The following is an 18,781-nucleotide window of genomic DNA, read 5'->3' as shown; positions in this document are numbered from 1 at the left end:
ACTGGGTCGCTCTGTTTAAATGGGCGAACTGGGGATATTGACTAACCGCGCTTCAATATCTTCAGAAACGGTTAATGGCCCACGTGGGCATTGTGCAAACATGGGCAGCCGGTGCATGAGCTGCCAAATAGGTCGACACATAATGCCGGCCGCATTTTGGCTTTCAAGCAGCTCGTTCCGTGCTTGCTTATCTTCACATAAAATAGCATTCAACCAAAAATTCGACTGGCCGTGCGCGGGTTCATCAACAAACGTGAACGCGGTGCCTGCAAAGAACTCACGATAGCGGGCGGCAAGCTGACGTTTTTGCTCAAGAAATTTGGGTAGCTGCTGCATTTGCGCGCAGCCAAGCGCGGCATTTAAGTTTGGCAGCCGATAATTAAAGCCCGGCTCGTCGTGGTAAAACTCATAAGGGTGCGGCACCTTAGCTGTGGTGGTGACATGTTTGGTGCGCTTGCCAAGCTCTTCGTTGGCACACAACACCATGCCACCACCGCCGGTGGTAATAATTTTATTGCCATTAAAGCTTAGCGCCGCTAGCTGCCCAATGGTGCCGGTATGTTGGCCTTGATAATACGAGCCCAAACTTTCGGCGGCGTCTTCAATTAACACCAAGTGCCATTTATCGCACAATTGCTTCATTTCATTTAAATGCACGGGGTGACCGAAGGTGTGCATGGGCACCACCGCACGAATAGTTCGCCCGGTGTCTTTGTGCACACAACGCTCGCCATCTAACCTGGCATGCTCGCTTAGGTAGGCTTCCAGCGCTTTCGGGCACAAGCCCAAGGTGCTTGGTGCCACGTCAACAAAAATGGGCTCGGCGCCCATGTGGTACATTGCGTTGCAGGTTGCCACAAAGGTCAGCGCTTGGGTAATGACAAAGTCACCGCGCTCAACACCGGCCATATATAACGCGGTGTGCAGCGCCGCCGTGCCATTCACTGTGGCAATCGCTCGGGTTGCCCCAGTAAAGGCTTGCATGCGCTGTTCAAACTCATCAACAAACTTGCCCACGCTCGACACAAAGGTGCTTTCAATGGTGTCGAGCACGTTGCTTTTTTCAAGCTCACCAAAGGTAGGCGCGTGCAACGGAATAAAGTCGTTGGTTTGATAAATACTGCGAACAAATTCGCTCAGCTGTTGCTGTGATGTTGCGTGTGACATAAGTGCAGGCGCGGCCCCAGTTACATTTTACTATCGAGATATTTACCGGTCTCTTTGTGCCCAAAGTCCGGAATCATGTCATGAAATAACGCCACGAGCTGGTCTTTGCTCCAGCGAAGCTCATTCTTCATACGGCCAATGTGCTGCTCAAAATGCTGCAATAACTCAGCCTGATAATTGGCTTCGTTTTTGATCACACCAAGATTAGCAAAGCGTTCCATATCAAGCACTTCGTGCTCAGTAAAAAATTCTTCAAAATCTTTTTCACCGGTGGTGTCGCTGGCAGTGAACAAGCATGGCCACTTACCCTGCTGCGGCAAGGTTTTTACCAACTCGCGCGCTTCGTCTTCACTGCTGCATAAGTGTGGCTCATAGCCGCGTTTACGCAAATATTTCTCGGCAATTTCCGAGAAGGTGATCAAATGCAGCGCTTCGCTTAACTTCGGGAAGAAAATATCGCGATTTTCGCCGAAAATGCACGACATTAGGCACAATTCACCAGATTCTTGCGGCGTGACAAAATAGCGTTTGATGTCGTTCGGCGCCACAATGGGCTGTAATTTTTGCAAACGCTGATTAAACCCGTGCAGCAACGAGCCATCGGAAAATGCAACGTTGGCAAAGCGCGCTGTCGAAATGTTAATTTGCTCACTGCGGCGCATTAAAAACATTTCCATAATGCGTTTTGACGCCCCCATCATGTTGACTGGGTTCGCAGCTTTGTCGGTCGACACGCAAAAATACTTCTGCGTGCCCTTGGCAATCGACTGCGCGAGAGTTTTGTCGGTGTTGAATACGTTCACGTCAATCATACGCATCAGCGTATAGGGGTCTTTCTCGCTACGTACATGCTTTAATGCGGACAAATTCAGCACATAGTCGTACTGGCCATCGGCCTCTATAAAGGCGTCATATTCTAGTGAGCCAATGTCTAATGCAAAGGTTTGAAAATCGCCGTCAATATAGCCAAACGAACTACGAATATCGCGTACTAACTCAACTAAGTTATTTTCGCTAATATCCACCACGTGCAACTTTTTCGGGTTGCGCTTAAATATTTCTTTGGTTACCGCTTGGCCAATCGAGCCTGCTCCACCAATCACCAAAAAAGAAGAGCTGCGCACTCGTTCACGCAGCTCTTCATCATGTTTGGCTATGTCGGTAATAAACAGTTCTTCGGTTCGACCAATCAGTTCAAGTATTTCTGTCGCCATGTTCAATCACTAAAATAAGAAAACTTACCAACATTAACGCATAATACCGGCTTGATTATCCAGTCAAATCGTCGAAAAACTTGCGTACTCCATCAAAGAAGCCTTTCTCTTTTGGACGATATTTACCGGCTTCTTCGCCCGTACCCATCGACTCTTCCAACTCTGCTAACAACTCACGTTGGCGCGCGGACAAGTTGACCGGTGTTTCAATAACCACCTTACAAATCAGGTCGCCAACCGCACCAGAGCGCACTGACTTTACACCTTTGCCGCGTAAACGGAACAACTTACCGGTTTGCGTTTCAGCCGGTATTTTCAGTTTTACTTTACCTTCTAGCGTCGGCACTTCAATTTCGCCACCAAGCGCTGCACGGGTAAAGCTAAGCGGTACTTCGCAATACAGGTTATTACCATCGCGCGCAAAAATTGGATGCTCGCGTACATGCACTTGCACATACAAGTCGCCTGCTGGTGCGCCCATTTCGCCCGCTTCACCTTCGCCACTTAAACGAATACGGTCGCCGGTATCTACCCCCGCTGGAATTTTAACTGACAAGGTTTTGGTGCGCTCTACGCGGCCTTCGCCATGACACGTACGGCATGGGTCTTTAATGACCTTACCTCGCCCACGACAATGTGGACACGGCTGCTGCACCGCAAAAAAGCCTTGGCGCATTTGAATTTGGCCAGAGCCATGGCAATGACCACAGGTGTCGGCACTTGACCCTGCTTTTGCACCACTACCGTCGCAGTCTTCACAGGTGCTTAGCTTTGGAATTTTCAGCTCAACGTCTTTGCCGCGAACGGCTTCTTCTAAGCTTAATTCAAGGTTGTAACGTAAGTCGGCACCACGTTGCGCTTGAGGGCGCCCGCGACGACCGCCGCCACCACCAAAAATATCACCGAACACATCACCAAAAATATCGGCAAAATCTGCCGCACCCGCGCCACCGCCAAAACCACCTTGGCCTTGTTCAAACGCTGCATGACCATACTGATCGTATGCTGCGCGTTTTTGTGGGTCGACCAACACTTCGTACGCCGCCTTAACCTCTTTAAACTTGGTTTCAAGGTCTTTGTCGCCTTTAGTGCGGTCTGGGTGATACTTCATCGCCAGCCGTTTATAGGCCTTTTTGATGTCGCGTTCGCTGGCATCTTTGCTGACACCCAGTACGTCATAAAAATCTGGTTTAGACATAGTTAAGTGGTTTCCACGTTCCTTAATTTGCTCTCGCCTGATACGAACACACGGAGGCTACCTTGGCGGCAACCCCCGTGTGTGTTATTTCAGACACCCGGTGGGCGCTTATTTTTTGTCGTCTTTGACTTCTTCAAACTCAGCGTCAACCACGTCGTCAGCAGCTTGCTTAGCAGAGCCATCGGCGTCGCCACCCGCTTGTTGGGCTTTTGCTTGGGCCGCTTCCATAAGCTTGCCAGACGCTTCAATTAAGGCTTGTTGCTTCGCTTCAATTTCTGCTTTGTCGCTGCCTTTAATAGCCGCTTCCAAGTCGCTTAATGCTGACTCAACCGCTTCTTTGTCACTAGCTTCTAAGCTGTCACCAACTTCTTCAAGCTGTTTGCGCGTACCGTGTACCAAAGCGTCGGCTTGGTTACGTACTTGCACCATTTCTTCAAATTTGCGGTCTTCCTCAGCGTGCGCCTCAGCATCGCGTACCATTTTTTCTACTTCATCATCGCTCAAGCCAGACGAAGCTTTAATGGTGATCTTCTGCTCTTTACCGGTATCTTTGTCTTTTGCAGACACATGTAAGATACCGTCGGCGTCAATATCAAAGGTGACTTCAATTTGCGGCTCGCCACGGCGACCCGGACGAATACCTTCTAAATTGAACTGGCCCAGTGATTTGTTATCCGCCGCGCGCTTACGCTCACCCTGAATAACATGCACGGTTACCGCATTCTGGTTGTCTTCTGCAGTTGAGAAAGTTTGCGACTGCTTGGTTGGAATCGTCGTGTTTTTCTCAATTAACTTGGTCATCACGCCGCCCATGGTTTCAATACCCAGCGACAATGGTGTTACGTCCAGCAACAATACGTCTTTCACGTCACCTTGCAATACGCCGGCTTGTACCGCAGCACCGACTGCAACAGCTTCGTCTGGGTTCACGTCACGACGTGGCTCTTTACCGAAGAAGTCAGTCACAGCTTGCTGTACTTTTGGCATACGGGTTTGACCGCCAACCATAATAATGTCGTTAATATCGCTTACCGACAAATCAGCGTCTTTCAATGCTTGCTTCACTGGCTCTAAGGTTTTCGCAATCATGTCTTCAACCAAAGATTCCAACTTGGCACGTGTTACTTTAATCGCCAAGTGTTTAGGACCAGTCGCGTCAGCCGTAATGTACGGCAAGTTCACTTCGGTTTGTTGCGCTGAAGACAGCTCAATTTTGGCTTTTTCTGCCGCTTCTTTTAAGCGCTGCATGGCCAATGGATCTTTACGTAAGTCAATGCCTTGGTCTTTGTTGAATTGCTCAACCAAGTAATTGATCAAACGGTTATCAAAGTCTTCACCACCTAGGTGCGTGTCACCGTTGGTTGCTAGTACTTCAAAGGTGTGCTCGCCTTCAACTTCATCAATTTCAATAATTGAGATATCGAAGGTACCACCACCTAAGTCGTACACCGCAATCACGTTATCGCCTTTCTTCTTATCTAGGCCATAAGCTAACGCCGCAGCAGTTGGCTCGTTGATAATACGCTTTACTTCTAAGCCAGCAATACGGCCTGCGTCTTTGGTCGCCTGACGCTGCGCGTCGTTAAAGTATGCTGGTACGGTGATAACCGCTTCAGTCACTTTTTCACCTAAGAAGTCTTCCGCAGTTTTTTTCATTTTCTTCAAAACTTCGGCAGAAATTTGCGGTGGCGCTTTCTTGTCGTCGTTAATTTGTACCCAAGCATCGCCATTGTCTGCTTCAACAATTTTGAATGGCATAATGCCAATATCACGCTGCACTTCTTCGTCTTTAAAACGACGACCAATTAAGCGCTTAATCGCAAACAAAGTTTTGTTGGCGTTGGTTACCGCTTGGCGTTTCGCTGGTGAACCAACTAACACTTCGCCGTCGTCAGTGAATGCAACCACAGATGGGGTTGTGCGATCACCTTCAGCATTTTCAATAACACGCGGTTTGTCACCATCAAGTACTGCTACACAAGAGTTCGTAGTACCTAAGTCGATTCCGATAATTTTACCCATGATTCGTCTCCAACTTCATAATCTAAAACAGGTTTGATAACTCAAATATGGGGTGGCTTTTTCGCATTTCAACACCCCGTGTATGGTTATTATGAATTTTTTACCACCATCACCATGGCTGGGCGCAGTAAGCGACCACTTAAGGTGTAGCCTTTTTGCATCACCGCCAATACGGTGTTGTTTTCGTGCTCTTCCGACGGCTGCATGGCCATCGCCTGATGCAAATCAGGATTAAATGCATCACCCACTGCGCCGACCGCTTCCACACCAAATTTGGTTAAGGTGCCAAGTAAGTTCTTGTGGGTTAACTCAATGCCTTCAAGAAAGCCTTTGTTGACATCTTCCGCTTGCGCAGCAATATCCAACGCTCGCTCTAAGTTATCGACACTGTCGAGCAATTCGCCGGCAAATTTCTCTAACGCAAATTTGTGTGCTTTTTCCACTTCTTGGGCCGAACGTCGACGAATGTTTTCCATTTCAGCAACCGCTCGCACGGCGCGATCGCTGGCATCATCAGCACGCTGCTCGGCTTGGCTTAACGCCAACTCCAACGCTTCAATACGTTGCGCATTGTCATCAACGGCTTCCACCTGCTCAGTTTGCTCTTCCGTCGTTTCTACGGTTGGCTCTTGCTGGTTCTCTGCCGCCGTGGTTGAATCATTCTTGGTCATAACGCGTACTCTTGGTTGAAATTCACAAATGAACAATAATTTGTTGTGATATAACTATCTTGCAGGCAGTTATGGGGTCAGCTATTGACGATTCAAGTCATTTGGCCGAAAAAAAGGAAAAAACATGTCGACACCAACGCAACCACCATTTAAGCGAATCGCGCTCATTGGCAAAGTGCATCATGAAGCCACGCGTAAAACCTTGCTAACCCTTGAACGCAGTTTGCTAGCGCTGGGGTTCGACGTGATGATTGAGGCCCGCACTGCTGAGCAACTCACGAGCACAGCGGCCAAGGTGTTGCCACTGCAACATTTAGGCGAAGCTGCTGATTTAGCTGTCGTGGTGGGCGGTGACGGCAACATGTTAGGTGCTGCCCGTATTCTTTGTGAGGCTGATGTCGCTGTTATTGGCGTTAACCGTGGTAATTTAGGCTTTCTCACCGACCTCGACCCCGACCAAGTGGTGGAGCAACTCAAACCCGTATTAGCCGGCCACTACCAAATTGAGCAACGCTTTTTATTGCAGGCAGAAGTATTTCATTGTGGTAAATCAAACAGCGTTGGGCGTGCTATTAATGAAGTTGTACTGCACTCTGACAAAGTGGCGCACATGATCGAATTTGAGGTGTTCGTCAACGATGAGTTTGTCTATAGCCAACGCTCAGACGGGCTCATTATTAGCACCCCAACGGGCTCAACCGCGTATTCATTATCGGGCGGTGGGCCTATTCTCACGCCTGGTTTAGACGCCATGACCTTGGTACCCATGTTCCCACACACCTTAAGCAGCCGCCCTATTGTGGTTGATGGTCACAGCACCATTCGATTGCGCGCGGCCTCAGACAACGACACCTTGCAGCTAAGTTGCGATGGCCATGTACGCATGAGTGTGCAGCCGGGCGACGACGTGGTTATTCAGCAACACCCTCAACGCCTACGTTTAGTTCACCCAGAAGACCACAGTTATTACCGCGTACTGCGCAACAAATTAGGCTGGGGTAGCCGCTTGTTCTAACCGCGAACGAAAAATTTTTAGGCCCCTCTTGCATTACTGTATAAATACTGTATAACTACTGTACACATACACAGTGTTTGGGGTGTCTTATGCTGCTTCATATGCAAATTCGCAACCTTGCGGTTGTTCGCCAACTTGATATCGACTTTTCTGCTGGCATGACAGCAATCACCGGCGAAACCGGTGCTGGTAAATCGATTGCGCTAGACGCACTCGGTTTATGTTTAGGCGATCGCGCTGATGTTGATCTCATTCGCGTCGAAGCCGATAAGGCGGAAGTGACCGCCACCTTTCAACTCGGTGAAACGGCCACGCCTGCACGCCATTGGTTAGGTGAAAATGAACTGCAAGACGATGAACCACAAAACTGTGTGTTGCGCCGCTTAATTACCCGCGAAGGTCGCTCCAAGGCCTGGATCAACGGCTACCCAGCAACCGTATCGCAACTGAAACAACTGGCACCTTTGTTGGTGAACATTCATGGTCAGCACGAGCACCAACTGTTAACCAAGCCGGAGCATCAACTGACACTGCTTGACGCTTATGCGCGCCACCAAAACGTATTGCTCGAGGTCAGTGAGGCCTACCAACACTGGTACAGTCTGCGTAAACAGCAAAAACAGTTACACCAACAGCAAGCCGACGTCGACTCACGCATGCAATTATTGCGTTATCAAGTTAGCGAGCTTAACGACTTTGCCTTAGCCGATGGTGAATTTGAAGAACTCGAGCAACAGCACAAGCGTTTAACCAATAGTGCAGCCTTGCAAGAAGACTCCGCCTTTGCGCTCAATGCGGTTTACGAAGGTGAACACAATAACGCGTATAGCTTATTGCAAAGTGCTATTTCGCGCTTAGAAAGCCAGCTTGATAATGACCCTTCGTTAACCGACGCGGTACGCATGCTTAATGAAGCGAGCGTTCAAGTAGAAGAAGCTGCACGAGAGCTACGTCATTACCAAGACCAAATTGAATTGGATGACGAACAATTGGTGATTGCTGAACGACGGGTTACGCAAGCTATTCAGCTAGCGCGCAAACATCAATTAGAACCAAGCCAACTAGCACAGCATCACCAGCAATTGTTGGCCGAGCTCAACCAACTTGAATCAAGCCAAGCTGAGTCAGAAGACATTGACGCACGTGTGGAACAGGCCGCTAGCCATTATCGCTTGGTGGCGACAAAACTATCTGAGAGCCGGCAACGCGCTGCGACCGAGTTAAGCGAGCGTATCGCGAAGAGTATGCAGCAGCTGAACATGCCGCATGGTCGTTTCGTTATTGAAGTCAATCACCAAGCTCAGGCTCCTGCCACACGGCTTGGTACAGACGAAGTTTGTTTTACTGTAACCGCCAACCCAGGCCAGCCATTACAGCCATTGGCTAAAATAGCTTCTGGTGGTGAATTGTCGCGTATTAGTTTGGCTATTCAAGTGATCACAGCAAGCCAATTAACCACGCCAACCCTAATGTTCGACGAAGTTGACGTAGGTGTTAGCGGCGCCACCGCTGCAACCGTTGGTAAATTATTACGTCAACTTGGGGAATCAAATCAGGTTATTTGTGTCACACACTTACCTCAAGTTGCCGCGAAAGCCCATCAGCAGCTTCGGGTAGACAAAGTTACCGATGGCGCAAGTACAGAAACGCATATGGTTCAGCTAGACAAAGAATCACGTGTAATCGAACTAGCGCGTTTGCTTGGTGGTGACGAAATCACCGAAACTACCAAAGCAAATGCAGCTGAATTACTTGCGGTAAGCTAGCTCGATTGTTTATCATCGGGTTCAGAAACCAAAATCAACAGCAGGTGTTATGAAAGCTTTAATTATTGCAGGTAGTTTACTCGTCCTTAGCGGATGTTCTGTTTTCGAAAGTTGGGTTTACCGCATCGACATCCCGCAGGGTAATTACCTTGAGCAACGTGACATCAATCAGTTGCGTGTCGGCATGACCAAAGAGCAAGTCGTTTATGTTATTGGCACGCCCGTAGCTGAAAATGCTTTTGATCAAGATGTGTGGTTTTACGTATTTAATATGAACTCAGGTGTTAGCAAAAGTGAAAATTACCAGCGCAACGTGAAGTTGACCTTTGTTGAAGGCAAACTTGCAAGCTATGAAGGTGATTTTGATCGACCTGAAAACTTCGACACACCGCTAGAACAGTAGTTATTCAGCAGTCTCTGCGCTAGCTGCTTCCACATTCGGAAGCTTGATTAGGGAGCACGATGGCGACTGATGCTTCGGAAGTATTCTCTGCAACTCGCGTTATTCTTGATAATGACGCGATAACCAGAAGCCCAACAGATAAACGTAGCTACCGCATTATCCAGCTTGATAATGCGCTACGCTGCGTGCTGGTGCATGACCCTAAAGCGCGCCAAGCTAGCGCGGCACTTGCCGTTGGGGCTGGCCATTTCCATGACCCAAACCATGCTCAAGGCCTCGCTCACTTCCTTGAGCACATGTTGTTTTTAGGTACTGACAAATACCCCGACGCCAATAATTATCAAGACTTCATTAGTGCCCACGGCGGCAATCATAATGCTTGGACAGGCACCGAGTTTAGTAACTATTACTTCACCATTGATGCGCCTTACTTTGAGCAAGCGCTCGACCGCTTTATGCGTTTCTTCTATCAACCTAAACTTGACCCAAAGTGGGTTGAAAAAGAATTACAGTCGATTGAGTCAGAGTTTCAACTGAAGCGACAAGACGAACTGCGTCGTTTATATCAAGTGCACAAAGCCACGGCAAACCCACGGCATCCGTTTAGCAAATTCTCAGTGGGTAACTTATCAACCCTGCAAAACCAACCTGATGCCCCCTTAGCACAGCAATTACGTGAGTTTTTTCAGCGCTGGTATTGCGCTCGGCGAATGACGCTGGTGTTGGTTGGGCCGCAATCGTTCGATCAATTACAAGCGCTCGCAGAGCAGCACGGCCGCCCTATTCAGTCAGGCTGTGCTGACATGCTCTATGTCGACGAACCGCTGTATTTAACCGAGCAGCTTGGGGTTGAACTGCACGTTCAACCCATCAAAGATGCGCGTCGACTGATCTTAACCTTCGCCTTGCCGGGTATCGACGACGATTACGCCAATAAGACCACTAGCTATATAGCCCATATTCTCGGCTACGAAGGCCCAAATAGCTTGTACAGCTATTTACGCAACCAACACTGGATTAATTCTTTAGCAGCCGGCGGCGGTATCAGCGGTAGCAACTTCAAAGACTTCAATATCAACATGCAGCTAACCGCCGAGGGCATGAAACACCGCGATGATATTATCGAAGCGATATTCAGCTATATTCAGTTAATTCGCGAGCACGGCTTGCAAGCTTGGCGATACAACGAACGCCGTGTGAGCGTCATGAACGCGTTTAACTTTCAAGAACAGCCACGAGCCAGCGACCTTGCTCCGCAGTTAGCCATTAATTTGCAGCATTACTTAGCCGAAGACATCATCTTTGGCGATTACCGCATGGACGGTTTATTTGAACCTAAAGCGCGCCAGTTTTTGGACTGTATGCATCCAGATAACATGCGCATTACGGTCATTCATAAAGAGCTCGACACAGACACCATCGAGCCCATTTACGGCACGCACTATCAGGTACGCCCGATTCACTTTGAACGACGCCGTAAATTCATTGAACCAGCAACGATTGACGCGCAACTGCCTGAACCAAATCCTTATCTTGAAACGCCATGGAAATTGCAAACGGTAGCCCCTGACGAGAAGCATGAGCAACCCAAACGCGACATTATTGCGCCTGGGCTACACAGCTGGCATTTGCATGACTTAGACTTTCGACAGCCCAAGGCGCACTTATACCTCGGCTTACAGTTACCTAATGTTATTGCAAGTCCCGACAGCTTTGCGCTTGCGCGCCTTTGGTGTGAGCTCATGCTCGATAAACTCAATGAACAATGCTACGACGCCGAAGTAGCGGGGTTACATTTTAATTTATACCCACAGCAACAAGGCATGACGCTGCACGTTTCAGGCCCCGCGCTTTATGTACCGAAACTAGCAACCACACTTGTGCAAGCCATGAAGAACCCTAAGTTTGTGCAGCAACGCTGGCATGATTTGCGGCAGCGGTTGCTGCTAAATTGGCGTCAGGCGTTATTGCATAAGCCGTTAAATTTATTGTTCTCGCACTTAAATGTGCAATTACAACCGCATACTTATTCAGTTCTGAAGCTTGCTGACAACCTTGAGCAAAGCACTTTTGCGTCATTTACCGAAACAACCGAGCAACTATTTTTGCAAGCGTCAGTGCAACTGTTTGCCCATGGCGATTTGCATCAAGAGCAACTACAACCGTTACATCAAGCACTGCGTGCTTGGTTAGGTTTAGATAGCGACTTACAGTTTGCCGACTTAACTCCACTTGCGTTAAGCCAGTTGTCTCAACCTCAACAGCTCACCACACAGCACACAGATAGTGCAGTCATAGCGGTGTTGCAGTCAGATCAAACGGATGTGACCGAGCAAGGCATATTTATGCTTTTGAATAACCTATTACAACCAAGGTTCTTCAGTAGTTTACGCACCGAACAACAGCTGGGGTATTTGGTCGGCACTAGCTATTTACCCATGCAAGAGCTGCCTCACTTAATGTTTTACGTGCAATCGTCTCGGGTAGATGCGAAAACGATAAGTAATGCAATCAGTGAATTTTTTGCGTCGGTGCCTAAGATATTAGCGTCAATCAATACTGAGGAATTCCGCAAAGTGCAGCAGAGTTTGACGCAGCAGCTTACCGAGCCAGACTCGACTTTACGTGCCCGTAGCCAGCGCTTGTGGAGTGCAATTACACAGCAAGATCATGATTTCTCGCGACTTAACCGTATTGCTGAAGCCATGCAAAAACTCACCTATGATTCGTTCACCGATCGAGCACAACAATTATTTAACAATAGCTCTCATCAAATGTTTCTCTCAGCAAGCCCCGTGAGCTTTGACAGTTCACAATAAATTGTTTAATTTAATTCATAACATAACAAATATAAGAGCTGTACAATAAACAGCCTTTGCTGAGGATAAGCGTGGCCAATTTTCAACGGATTTTAAACAGCCTGCGTGCATTCGCCATGACAATTGTTATTGTCTGCGCGTTTTCAGCTGCGCAAGTTGAAGCGCAAGTTCAAGCAGCTGATTGGCAAGTTGAACTCATAAATCTGCGTTTGGCGAACCAACCGGTCAGTGCTCAGCAATTAGATACGCGCAATCGTCCACAGTTATATAACACCCGAACCTTATACCTACCGAATATTAACGACCCGTTTAGCATAGAATTTGGGGCGCCCTACGCACCGAATGCACGATTGTTATATTATCGTTATCAAATGCAAGGGTTCGATAAAGACTGGGTTTACACCGACTCAGAATACCGCCGCGCCACTTATACCAACCTTAGCTTTGGTCACTACACGTTCAAAGTAGAAGCCTCATACGACGGCAAAACATGGGGCGGTACACGTACCATTGAGCTGCAAGTTGCAGCCCCTACTTGGCTATCGCCGTGGGCTATCGCGTTATATACGGTGCTCGTTCTGGTTATTTTAACCGCTGTATTTTTTATGATTCGCGCTCGCCATCTTGCAATCAAGCAATTACGCAATAGTGAGGAGCGTCTTAAACTTAGCTTATGGGGCAGCGGCGATCAATTGTGGGACTGGGATATACCCAATGGTACGATTCATCGCCACAACAGCTGGCGATATCTGAATGAGTTCCCCATTGACCATATACGTTCAGGTAAGCGCGGCACCCCAACCAATATTCACCCGCTTGATTTGCGTAAGCTGCAACAAGCATTGCGCCGTCATTTAGACGGCGCGAATAATTATTTTGAAATGACCTATCGAGTGAAAACCGAAAACGGTTGGATGTCTATTTTAGACCGTGGCAAAGTGGTTGAGCGCGACGAGCACCATCAGCCAACCCGGATGACCGGCACGCTCAAAGACATCACCCCATTAGTTGAAGCCGAAGAGCGTTTAAAAATGCTCGCCACATCGATTACCAATATTTCTGACGGTGTGTGCATTTATGACGCTGAATTTAACGTCATTGAAACCAACGCCTCGGTAGCGAAAATCACCGGTTTTTCACGTGAAGACATGATTGGCCGGCCGCTACAATTGCAGCTCTATAGCCCCGAATATGTGGAGCAAATTAAACGCTTACTGCAACAGCATGGCAGCTGGCATGGCGAAGTAGAAGACTTGCGTAAAGACGGCAGCCTGTACCAAATGGAGCTAACACTTGACGCCATTCGCGACGACAGTGAGCGTATTTCCCATTACGTGGCCACATTTGCCGATATTACTGAACGTAAAACGGCGGAACGCGAATTACGCCGGCTATCAAATACCGACACCCTCACTGGGTTGCCCAATCGTAGCTATTTTCAGGTTAGCCACGCCAACTTGGTACGTAAGCGCATTCAACATGCACTGTTGTTATTTGATCTGGATGACTTTAAGAAAATCAACGATTCACTGGGCCACGACATTGGCGATCAGCTATTACTTCATGTTGCTGAGCGTATTGCTGAAGTAGGCCGACCACAAGACACCTTCTTCCGTTTGGGTGGCGATGAATTTGTGCTGATGCTTGAAGACACCAGCGATTTAAGCGCCATTACCGATGTTGCCACCAAAATTTTGACCACAGTTGGTGAAGCTTTTCATGTCGACAATCAAGACATTGTCATTGGCAGTTCAATTGGCATTGTGGTGTACCCGAATGATGGCACCTCATCACAAGAACTACTGCAAAACGCCGATACCGCCATGTACCATGCCAAAAATCGCGGCGGGCACAACTATCAGTTCTTTAATGACTCGATGAACAAAAATGCCGTACGCCGCTTGCAAGTTGAAAACCAGCTGCGTTTAGCGTTACGCAACAAACACATTCAAGTGATGTATCAGCCTAAAGTGTCGCTACGAAACTATGAGTTTGTTGGGCTTGAGGCGCTGGTGCGTTTGAACATTCCAGGCACTGGGGTGATTAACCCAAGTGAGTTTATACCGCTGGCTGAAGAAACTGGCTTAATTATAGAAATGGGCGAGCAAGTATTACGCCAAACCTGTCGCGATATGCGCCAGTGGGTTGAACAAGGCACTGTGCAAGGCCGCGTGGCAGTTAACTTATCGGCCAAACAGTTTGTGCAACCCGACCTTACTAAGCGCATTATGGCCATCTTAAATGAAGAAAAGTTGGCGCCAGAATACTTAGAATTGGAAATTACCGAAGGCGTAGTTATGGAAGACCCAGAGCGCGCCATTGAAATCATGACCGAGCTCAATCAATGCGGTATTCACTTAGCGCTTGATGACTTTGGTACCGGTTATTCGTCGCTGGCCTACTTAAAGCGCTTCCCTATTCAAACGCTGAAAATCGACAAAGCCTTTGTGGATGACATTAATGGCGCCGACCGCGACCGCAACATGGTTGCCTCTATCGTCGCGATGGCACATAACATGGGCTTAGATGTGGTTGCTGAAGGGGTTGTTAACACAGCACAAGCGTCAACGTTAAGCCGCTTAAGCTGCGAATTTGCACAAGGTTACTTATTTGCCGAGCCGCTTAGCAGCGAGGCTTTTGTACAACACATTAGCGTACCAGCATCGATACACTAGCACGCCCTTGCGCCTTCAATAGGCGCATCCGTTTATGAGTAAAAAACATCGGTAGCACCAAGGGGCCTAATAACAGCCCCATGGTGCCCCAGCGTTTAGCACCCATGGCATGGGTTAAAGCTTGAATGTATAACGTCAGCGCAGACAACAAACAACACAGCGCAATAAACATTTTAACTCCTAGTCAGATAACGCCTAGTAAAAACTCTCATTGTTTTCGGCCATTTTCAGTAACAACGGCGCTGGGGTGTAACGCTCGCCATGTTGCTGTTGATAGCCTTGTAGGCGTTTCACAATTTCAGTCACGCCAACCGCATCCATATAACGGAAAGGACCACCGCGGAACGGCGGGAAACCAATCCCGAAAATAGCACCGATGTCGCCGTCGCGCGGGCTGCGAATAATACCTTCAGCAAGACAATAGGCAGCTTCGTTAAGCATCAACAACGCGGTACGTTGGGCAATTTCTTCGCCACTGAGTTTGCTTGACGGGCTAATACCTAACAAGCTGTATACTGACTCATCAACGCTCTTGCCTGGCTTTTTACCGCTATAGGCATAAAAACCTTTTTGGTTCTTCTTGCCCTTACGCTCATCGTCAAGCAACTTGCCAAACGCATCTGGCGCGCGGAATCGCTCGCCCAGCTCATCGGCCATAATTGGCGCGACTTTGGCCGCAACATCAATACCCACTTCGTCCATTAACTTCATGGGTCCCACTGGAAAACCAAATTTCACCAACGCTTGATCAACCACCTCAATAGGCTCACCTTCAAGTACCAAACGCGCGGCTTCATTCATGTATGGCGCCAAAATACGGTTCACATAAAAACCCGCACCGTCTTTCACCACAATCGGCGTTTTGCCTTGTTTTTTGGCAAGCGCTACTGTGGTGGCAATGGTCTCGTCAGACGTGCCCTCGTGGGTGATAATTTCAGCCAACGGCATTTTATCAACCGGCGAAAAGTAATGTAATCCGATCACATTCTCAGGGCGTTTTGCATTGGCTGCAATTTTGGTAATTGGCAAGCTTGAAGTATTGGTCGCAAAAATCGTATTTTCGTGGCCAGCTGCTTCAACATCAGCCACCATTTGCTGTTTAAGGTTTAAATCTTCAAATACCGCTTCAATAACCACGTCAGCTTGATCGAACCCAGTGTAATCTAAGCTACCACTTAACCGCAGCATGGTTGCTTCAAGCTCAGCACGCGCCATATGTTTGCGTTTGACTTTCTTATTCAACAAGTCATAGCTGTACTTCAATGCGTGTACAATTCCGTTCTCGTTGATGTCTTTAATACGCGCTGGCAAACCAGCTTTGGCTGCAGTCACATAAGCAATGCCGCCGCCCATTAAGCCACCACCAAGAACACCCACACGTTGAATGTCACGCGGCTTGGTATCGCCAGCGCCGGTTTCTTTTTTCATTGCTGTGGTGGCAAAGAAAATATTGCGCAGCTGTTTTGACTCAGGCGTCATGGCCAGCTCGCCAAACGAGCGTGCCTCGAATTCTAAACCGGCTTTAAAGCCCTTATCGGCACCATACGCAATGGTGTCGATAATTTTATCCAACGCCGGATAATTCCCCTTAGCTTTGGCCTGCGCTTGCTCGCGAGCCTTGCTAAAAATAATGCCCCGACCCACGCCGGTACCTTCAAGCATTTTGTTCAGCGTTGAATGTTGCACCTTACGCACTTTTGCTTTGCTTTTAAGCGCCAGCTCAATGGCTGCGTCAAGCAAAATACTGGCCGGCACCACATCATCAACAATACCGAGCTTTTTGGCTTGCTTCGCACGTAATTGCTTGCCGGTTAAAATAAGTGGCAATGCTTTTTGTACACCAATTAAACGCGGTAGCCGTTGCGTACCGCCCGAACCAGGTAACAAACCTAGTTGTACTTCCGGCAGGCCAATCACGGTTTTGCCACTGTCGGTTGCAACCCGATAATGACAGGCCAACGCGAGCTCTAAGCCGCCACCTAAACAAGCGCCATCTATGGCCGCAACCACAGGCACGTTCAGCTGCTCAATACGATCAAACATAGCCTGACCTTGGCGCGCAAGGCTTTCGGTATCAGCCGCCGTTTCGCACGCATCAATCATGCTAATGTCAGCGCCAGCCACAAATGATCCTGGCTTGTCGCTAATCACCACCACGCCTTTCAAGTCGTTGTGCTGTTCAATCTTATTCATTACTTGTGCGACTTCTTCGGCAAAAGAAGCCTTTAGCGTGTTCATCGACTCGCCCGGCACGTCAATGTGAATAACCGCAACCTTATCGTCACGTAGTTCTAACGTGAATGCCTTTTGTTCACTCATTATTCGGTCTCCACAATCATTGCTGCACCTAAACCACCAGCCGCACAGGCTGTGGTTAAACCAACACCACCGCCGCGACGTTTTAGTTCATTCAAAGTTTGCGTAATTAACCGTGTACCGGTTGCCGCAAACGGGTGACCATACGCCAACGAACCGCCCATGACGTTGAATTTGTCCATGTCAATTTCGCCAATGGCTTCGCTGCGCCCTAGCTTGTCTTGTGCAAACTTTTTGCTCGCAAACATTTTCATGTTAGCCAATGTTTGTGCTGCAAAGGCTTCATGCATTTCAATCAGGGTTAAATCGCTGAGCTTCATGCCGGCACGGTCAAGTGCAATTGGGGTTGCATACGAAGGCCCCATTAACATGTCTTCCCACACATCAATGGCGCTAAAAGCGTAACTACGCACGTAACCTAACACTTCATAGCCTAGCGCTTTGGCTTTGCTTTCGGTCATTAACAAAATAGCACTGGCACCGTCGGTTAAGGCGGTACTATTGGCAGCCGTTACCGAGCCATGTTTTTTATCAAACACCGGCCGCAATTTCGCGTAGCCGTCTAATTTCGAGTCGCTGCGCACCGTGTTATCACGCTTCAAGAAGTCTTTGTACGGCTCAGCATAAGCAGTCATCACTTCTGCATCTAACTTGCCGGCCTCCCATGACTCATGGGCTAAGGTGTGTGACCGATGAGCCAAGGCGTCTTGATCAGCACGGCTAATGCTGTGCGTTTTTGCCATTTGCTCAGCGGTGTCGCCCATTGTCAGCCCAGTGCTGTATTCAGCAATGGCCGGCGGCACTGGCATTAAGTCTTTAAAACGTAAACGCTTCAAAATAGCGAGGCGCTGGCCTAAGGTACGCGCTTTGTTTAAGTCGACTAAAGCATGTGCCAACGCACGAGAAACACCAATAGGTAACACCGACGACGAATCGGCCCCACCGGCAATACCAACAGAAATATTGCCAGCCATCATGCTTTCCACCACATTCACCGTAGTTTGAAAGCTTGTCGCACAGGCGCGTGATACGCTGTAAGCATCGGTTGTGACCGGCAAACTCGTACCCAGCACAATTTCACGGGCAATGTTTGGCGCTTTGGGCATTTGTACCACTTGGCCATACACTAGCTGCTCAACTTCACGTGGGTCTAAGCTGTACCGATTCAATAGCTCTTGCACCACCATTTTGCCCATATCAAGTGCAGGAACCCCGTGGAAATAGGTCGCTTGTTTCGCAAACGGCGTACGCAAGCCGGCGACTATCGCAATGCGATCGCCTGCAGCAGTGGTCAGATTCTGACGTGCGGCCATAGATTTGTCCTCTGTTGTTTTGTTATGGTCATTCCTTAATCTGGTCTGACCTCATAGATAGTTACAAATTTTAACGGGTCTTTGGCGAGAATTAAACCGTTGTTTTCGGTAAAGTGCGAACTTAAACTTTGAACTTAGAGAATAGTCCCCATCAATACAGAGTATAGTCACTGTATAGCGCTAACGCACAAAGTAGAGGATT

13 protein-coding genes are annotated in these 18,781 nt (G+C 48.4%); 5 read left to right on the top strand and 8 right to left on the bottom strand.

The window, feature by feature from the left end; translation table 11 throughout:
• Window positions 1-15: 15 nt before the first annotated feature.
• From BM334_RS03150 to grpE, 5 genes are all read right to left on the bottom strand, one after another.
• Complete coding sequence (locus BM334_RS03150; protein ID WP_092837778.1) at window positions 16-1,167, bottom strand: LegC family aminotransferase; 1,152 nt, start codon at window positions 1,165-1,167, stop codon at window positions 16-18.
• A 20-nt stretch (window positions 1,168-1,187) separates the two neighbouring features.
• A complete protein-coding gene (locus BM334_RS03145) occupies window positions 1,188-2,381 on the bottom strand; it encodes a UDP-N-acetylglucosamine 4,6-dehydratase (RefSeq protein WP_092837775.1) in 1,194 nt (397 codons plus the stop codon).
• A 55-nt stretch (window positions 2,382-2,436) separates the two neighbouring features.
• Complete coding sequence (gene dnaJ / locus BM334_RS03140) at window positions 2,437-3,579, bottom strand: molecular chaperone DnaJ (protein ID WP_092837772.1); 1,143 nt, start codon at window positions 3,577-3,579, stop codon at window positions 2,437-2,439.
• 108 nt (window positions 3,580-3,687) lie between these two features.
• Window positions 3,688-5,601 (bottom strand): molecular chaperone DnaK, encoded by a 1,914-nt coding sequence (dnaK, locus tag BM334_RS03135; RefSeq protein ID WP_092837769.1) that lies wholly within the window; start codon window positions 5,599-5,601, stop codon window positions 3,688-3,690.
• 89 nt (window positions 5,602-5,690) lie between these two features.
• Window positions 5,691-6,272, bottom strand: a complete 582-nt coding sequence (gene grpE / locus BM334_RS03130; protein WP_092837766.1) for a nucleotide exchange factor GrpE — start codon at window positions 6,270-6,272, stop codon at window positions 5,691-5,693.
• Between the two features lie 124 nt (window positions 6,273-6,396).
• Here grpE and nadK point away from each other — a divergent pair, with 124 nt between their 5' ends.
• The 5 genes from nadK (at window position 6,397) to BM334_RS03105 (ending at window position 14,950) form a co-directional block, all read left to right on the top strand.
• Window positions 6,397-7,287, top strand: a complete 891-nt coding sequence (gene nadK, locus BM334_RS03125) for an NAD(+) kinase (RefSeq protein ID WP_092837763.1) — start codon at window positions 6,397-6,399, stop codon at window positions 7,285-7,287.
• 89 nt (window positions 7,288-7,376) lie between these two features.
• Window positions 7,377-9,053 (top strand): DNA repair protein RecN, encoded by a 1,677-nt coding sequence (recN, locus tag BM334_RS03120; protein WP_092837760.1) that lies wholly within the window; start codon window positions 7,377-7,379, stop codon window positions 9,051-9,053.
• Window positions 9,054-9,102: 49 nt separating this feature from the next.
• Entirely contained in the window at window positions 9,103-9,456 is a 354-nt protein-coding gene (locus BM334_RS03115) for an outer membrane protein assembly factor BamE (RefSeq protein WP_092837757.1), read from the top strand.
• 59 nt (window positions 9,457-9,515) lie between these two features.
• The gene (locus tag BM334_RS03110) at window positions 9,516-12,275 is read left to right on the top strand and encodes an insulinase family protein (RefSeq protein ID WP_092837754.1); all 2,760 of its coding nucleotides are present in this window, start codon (window positions 9,516-9,518) and stop codon (window positions 12,273-12,275) included.
• 71 nt (window positions 12,276-12,346) lie between these two features.
• Window positions 12,347-14,950, top strand: a complete 2,604-nt coding sequence (locus BM334_RS03105) for an EAL domain-containing protein (protein ID WP_092837751.1) — start codon at window positions 12,347-12,349, stop codon at window positions 14,948-14,950.
• Here BM334_RS03105 and BM334_RS03100 read toward each other — a convergent pair.
• From BM334_RS03100 to fadI, 3 genes are read right to left on the bottom strand one after another with little or no spacing between them, the layout of a single operon-like run.
• Window positions 14,925-15,122, bottom strand: a complete 198-nt coding sequence (locus BM334_RS03100; RefSeq protein ID WP_055438306.1) for a hypothetical protein — start codon at window positions 15,120-15,122, stop codon at window positions 14,925-14,927. The genes BM334_RS03105 and BM334_RS03100 overlap by 26 nt on opposite strands.
• A 23-nt stretch (window positions 15,123-15,145) precedes the next feature.
• Window positions 15,146-17,269, bottom strand: coding sequence for a fatty acid oxidation complex subunit alpha FadJ (gene fadJ / locus BM334_RS03095; protein ID WP_092837748.1), 2,124 nt, complete (start codon window positions 17,267-17,269; stop codon window positions 15,146-15,148).
• The gene (gene fadI / locus BM334_RS03090) at window positions 17,269-18,579 is read right to left on the bottom strand and encodes an acetyl-CoA C-acyltransferase FadI (RefSeq protein WP_092837745.1); all 1,311 of its coding nucleotides are present in this window, start codon (window positions 18,577-18,579) and stop codon (window positions 17,269-17,271) included. The genes fadJ and fadI overlap by 1 nt, the downstream gene beginning before the upstream one ends.
• Window positions 18,580-18,781: the final 202 nt, after the last annotated feature.

The organism is Pseudidiomarina donghaiensis, from assembly GCF_900116895.1.
Taxonomy (GTDB): Bacteria; Pseudomonadota; Gammaproteobacteria; order Enterobacterales; family Alteromonadaceae; genus Pseudidiomarina; species Pseudidiomarina donghaiensis.
This window is presented reverse-complemented; position numbering and strand designations above follow the sequence as displayed.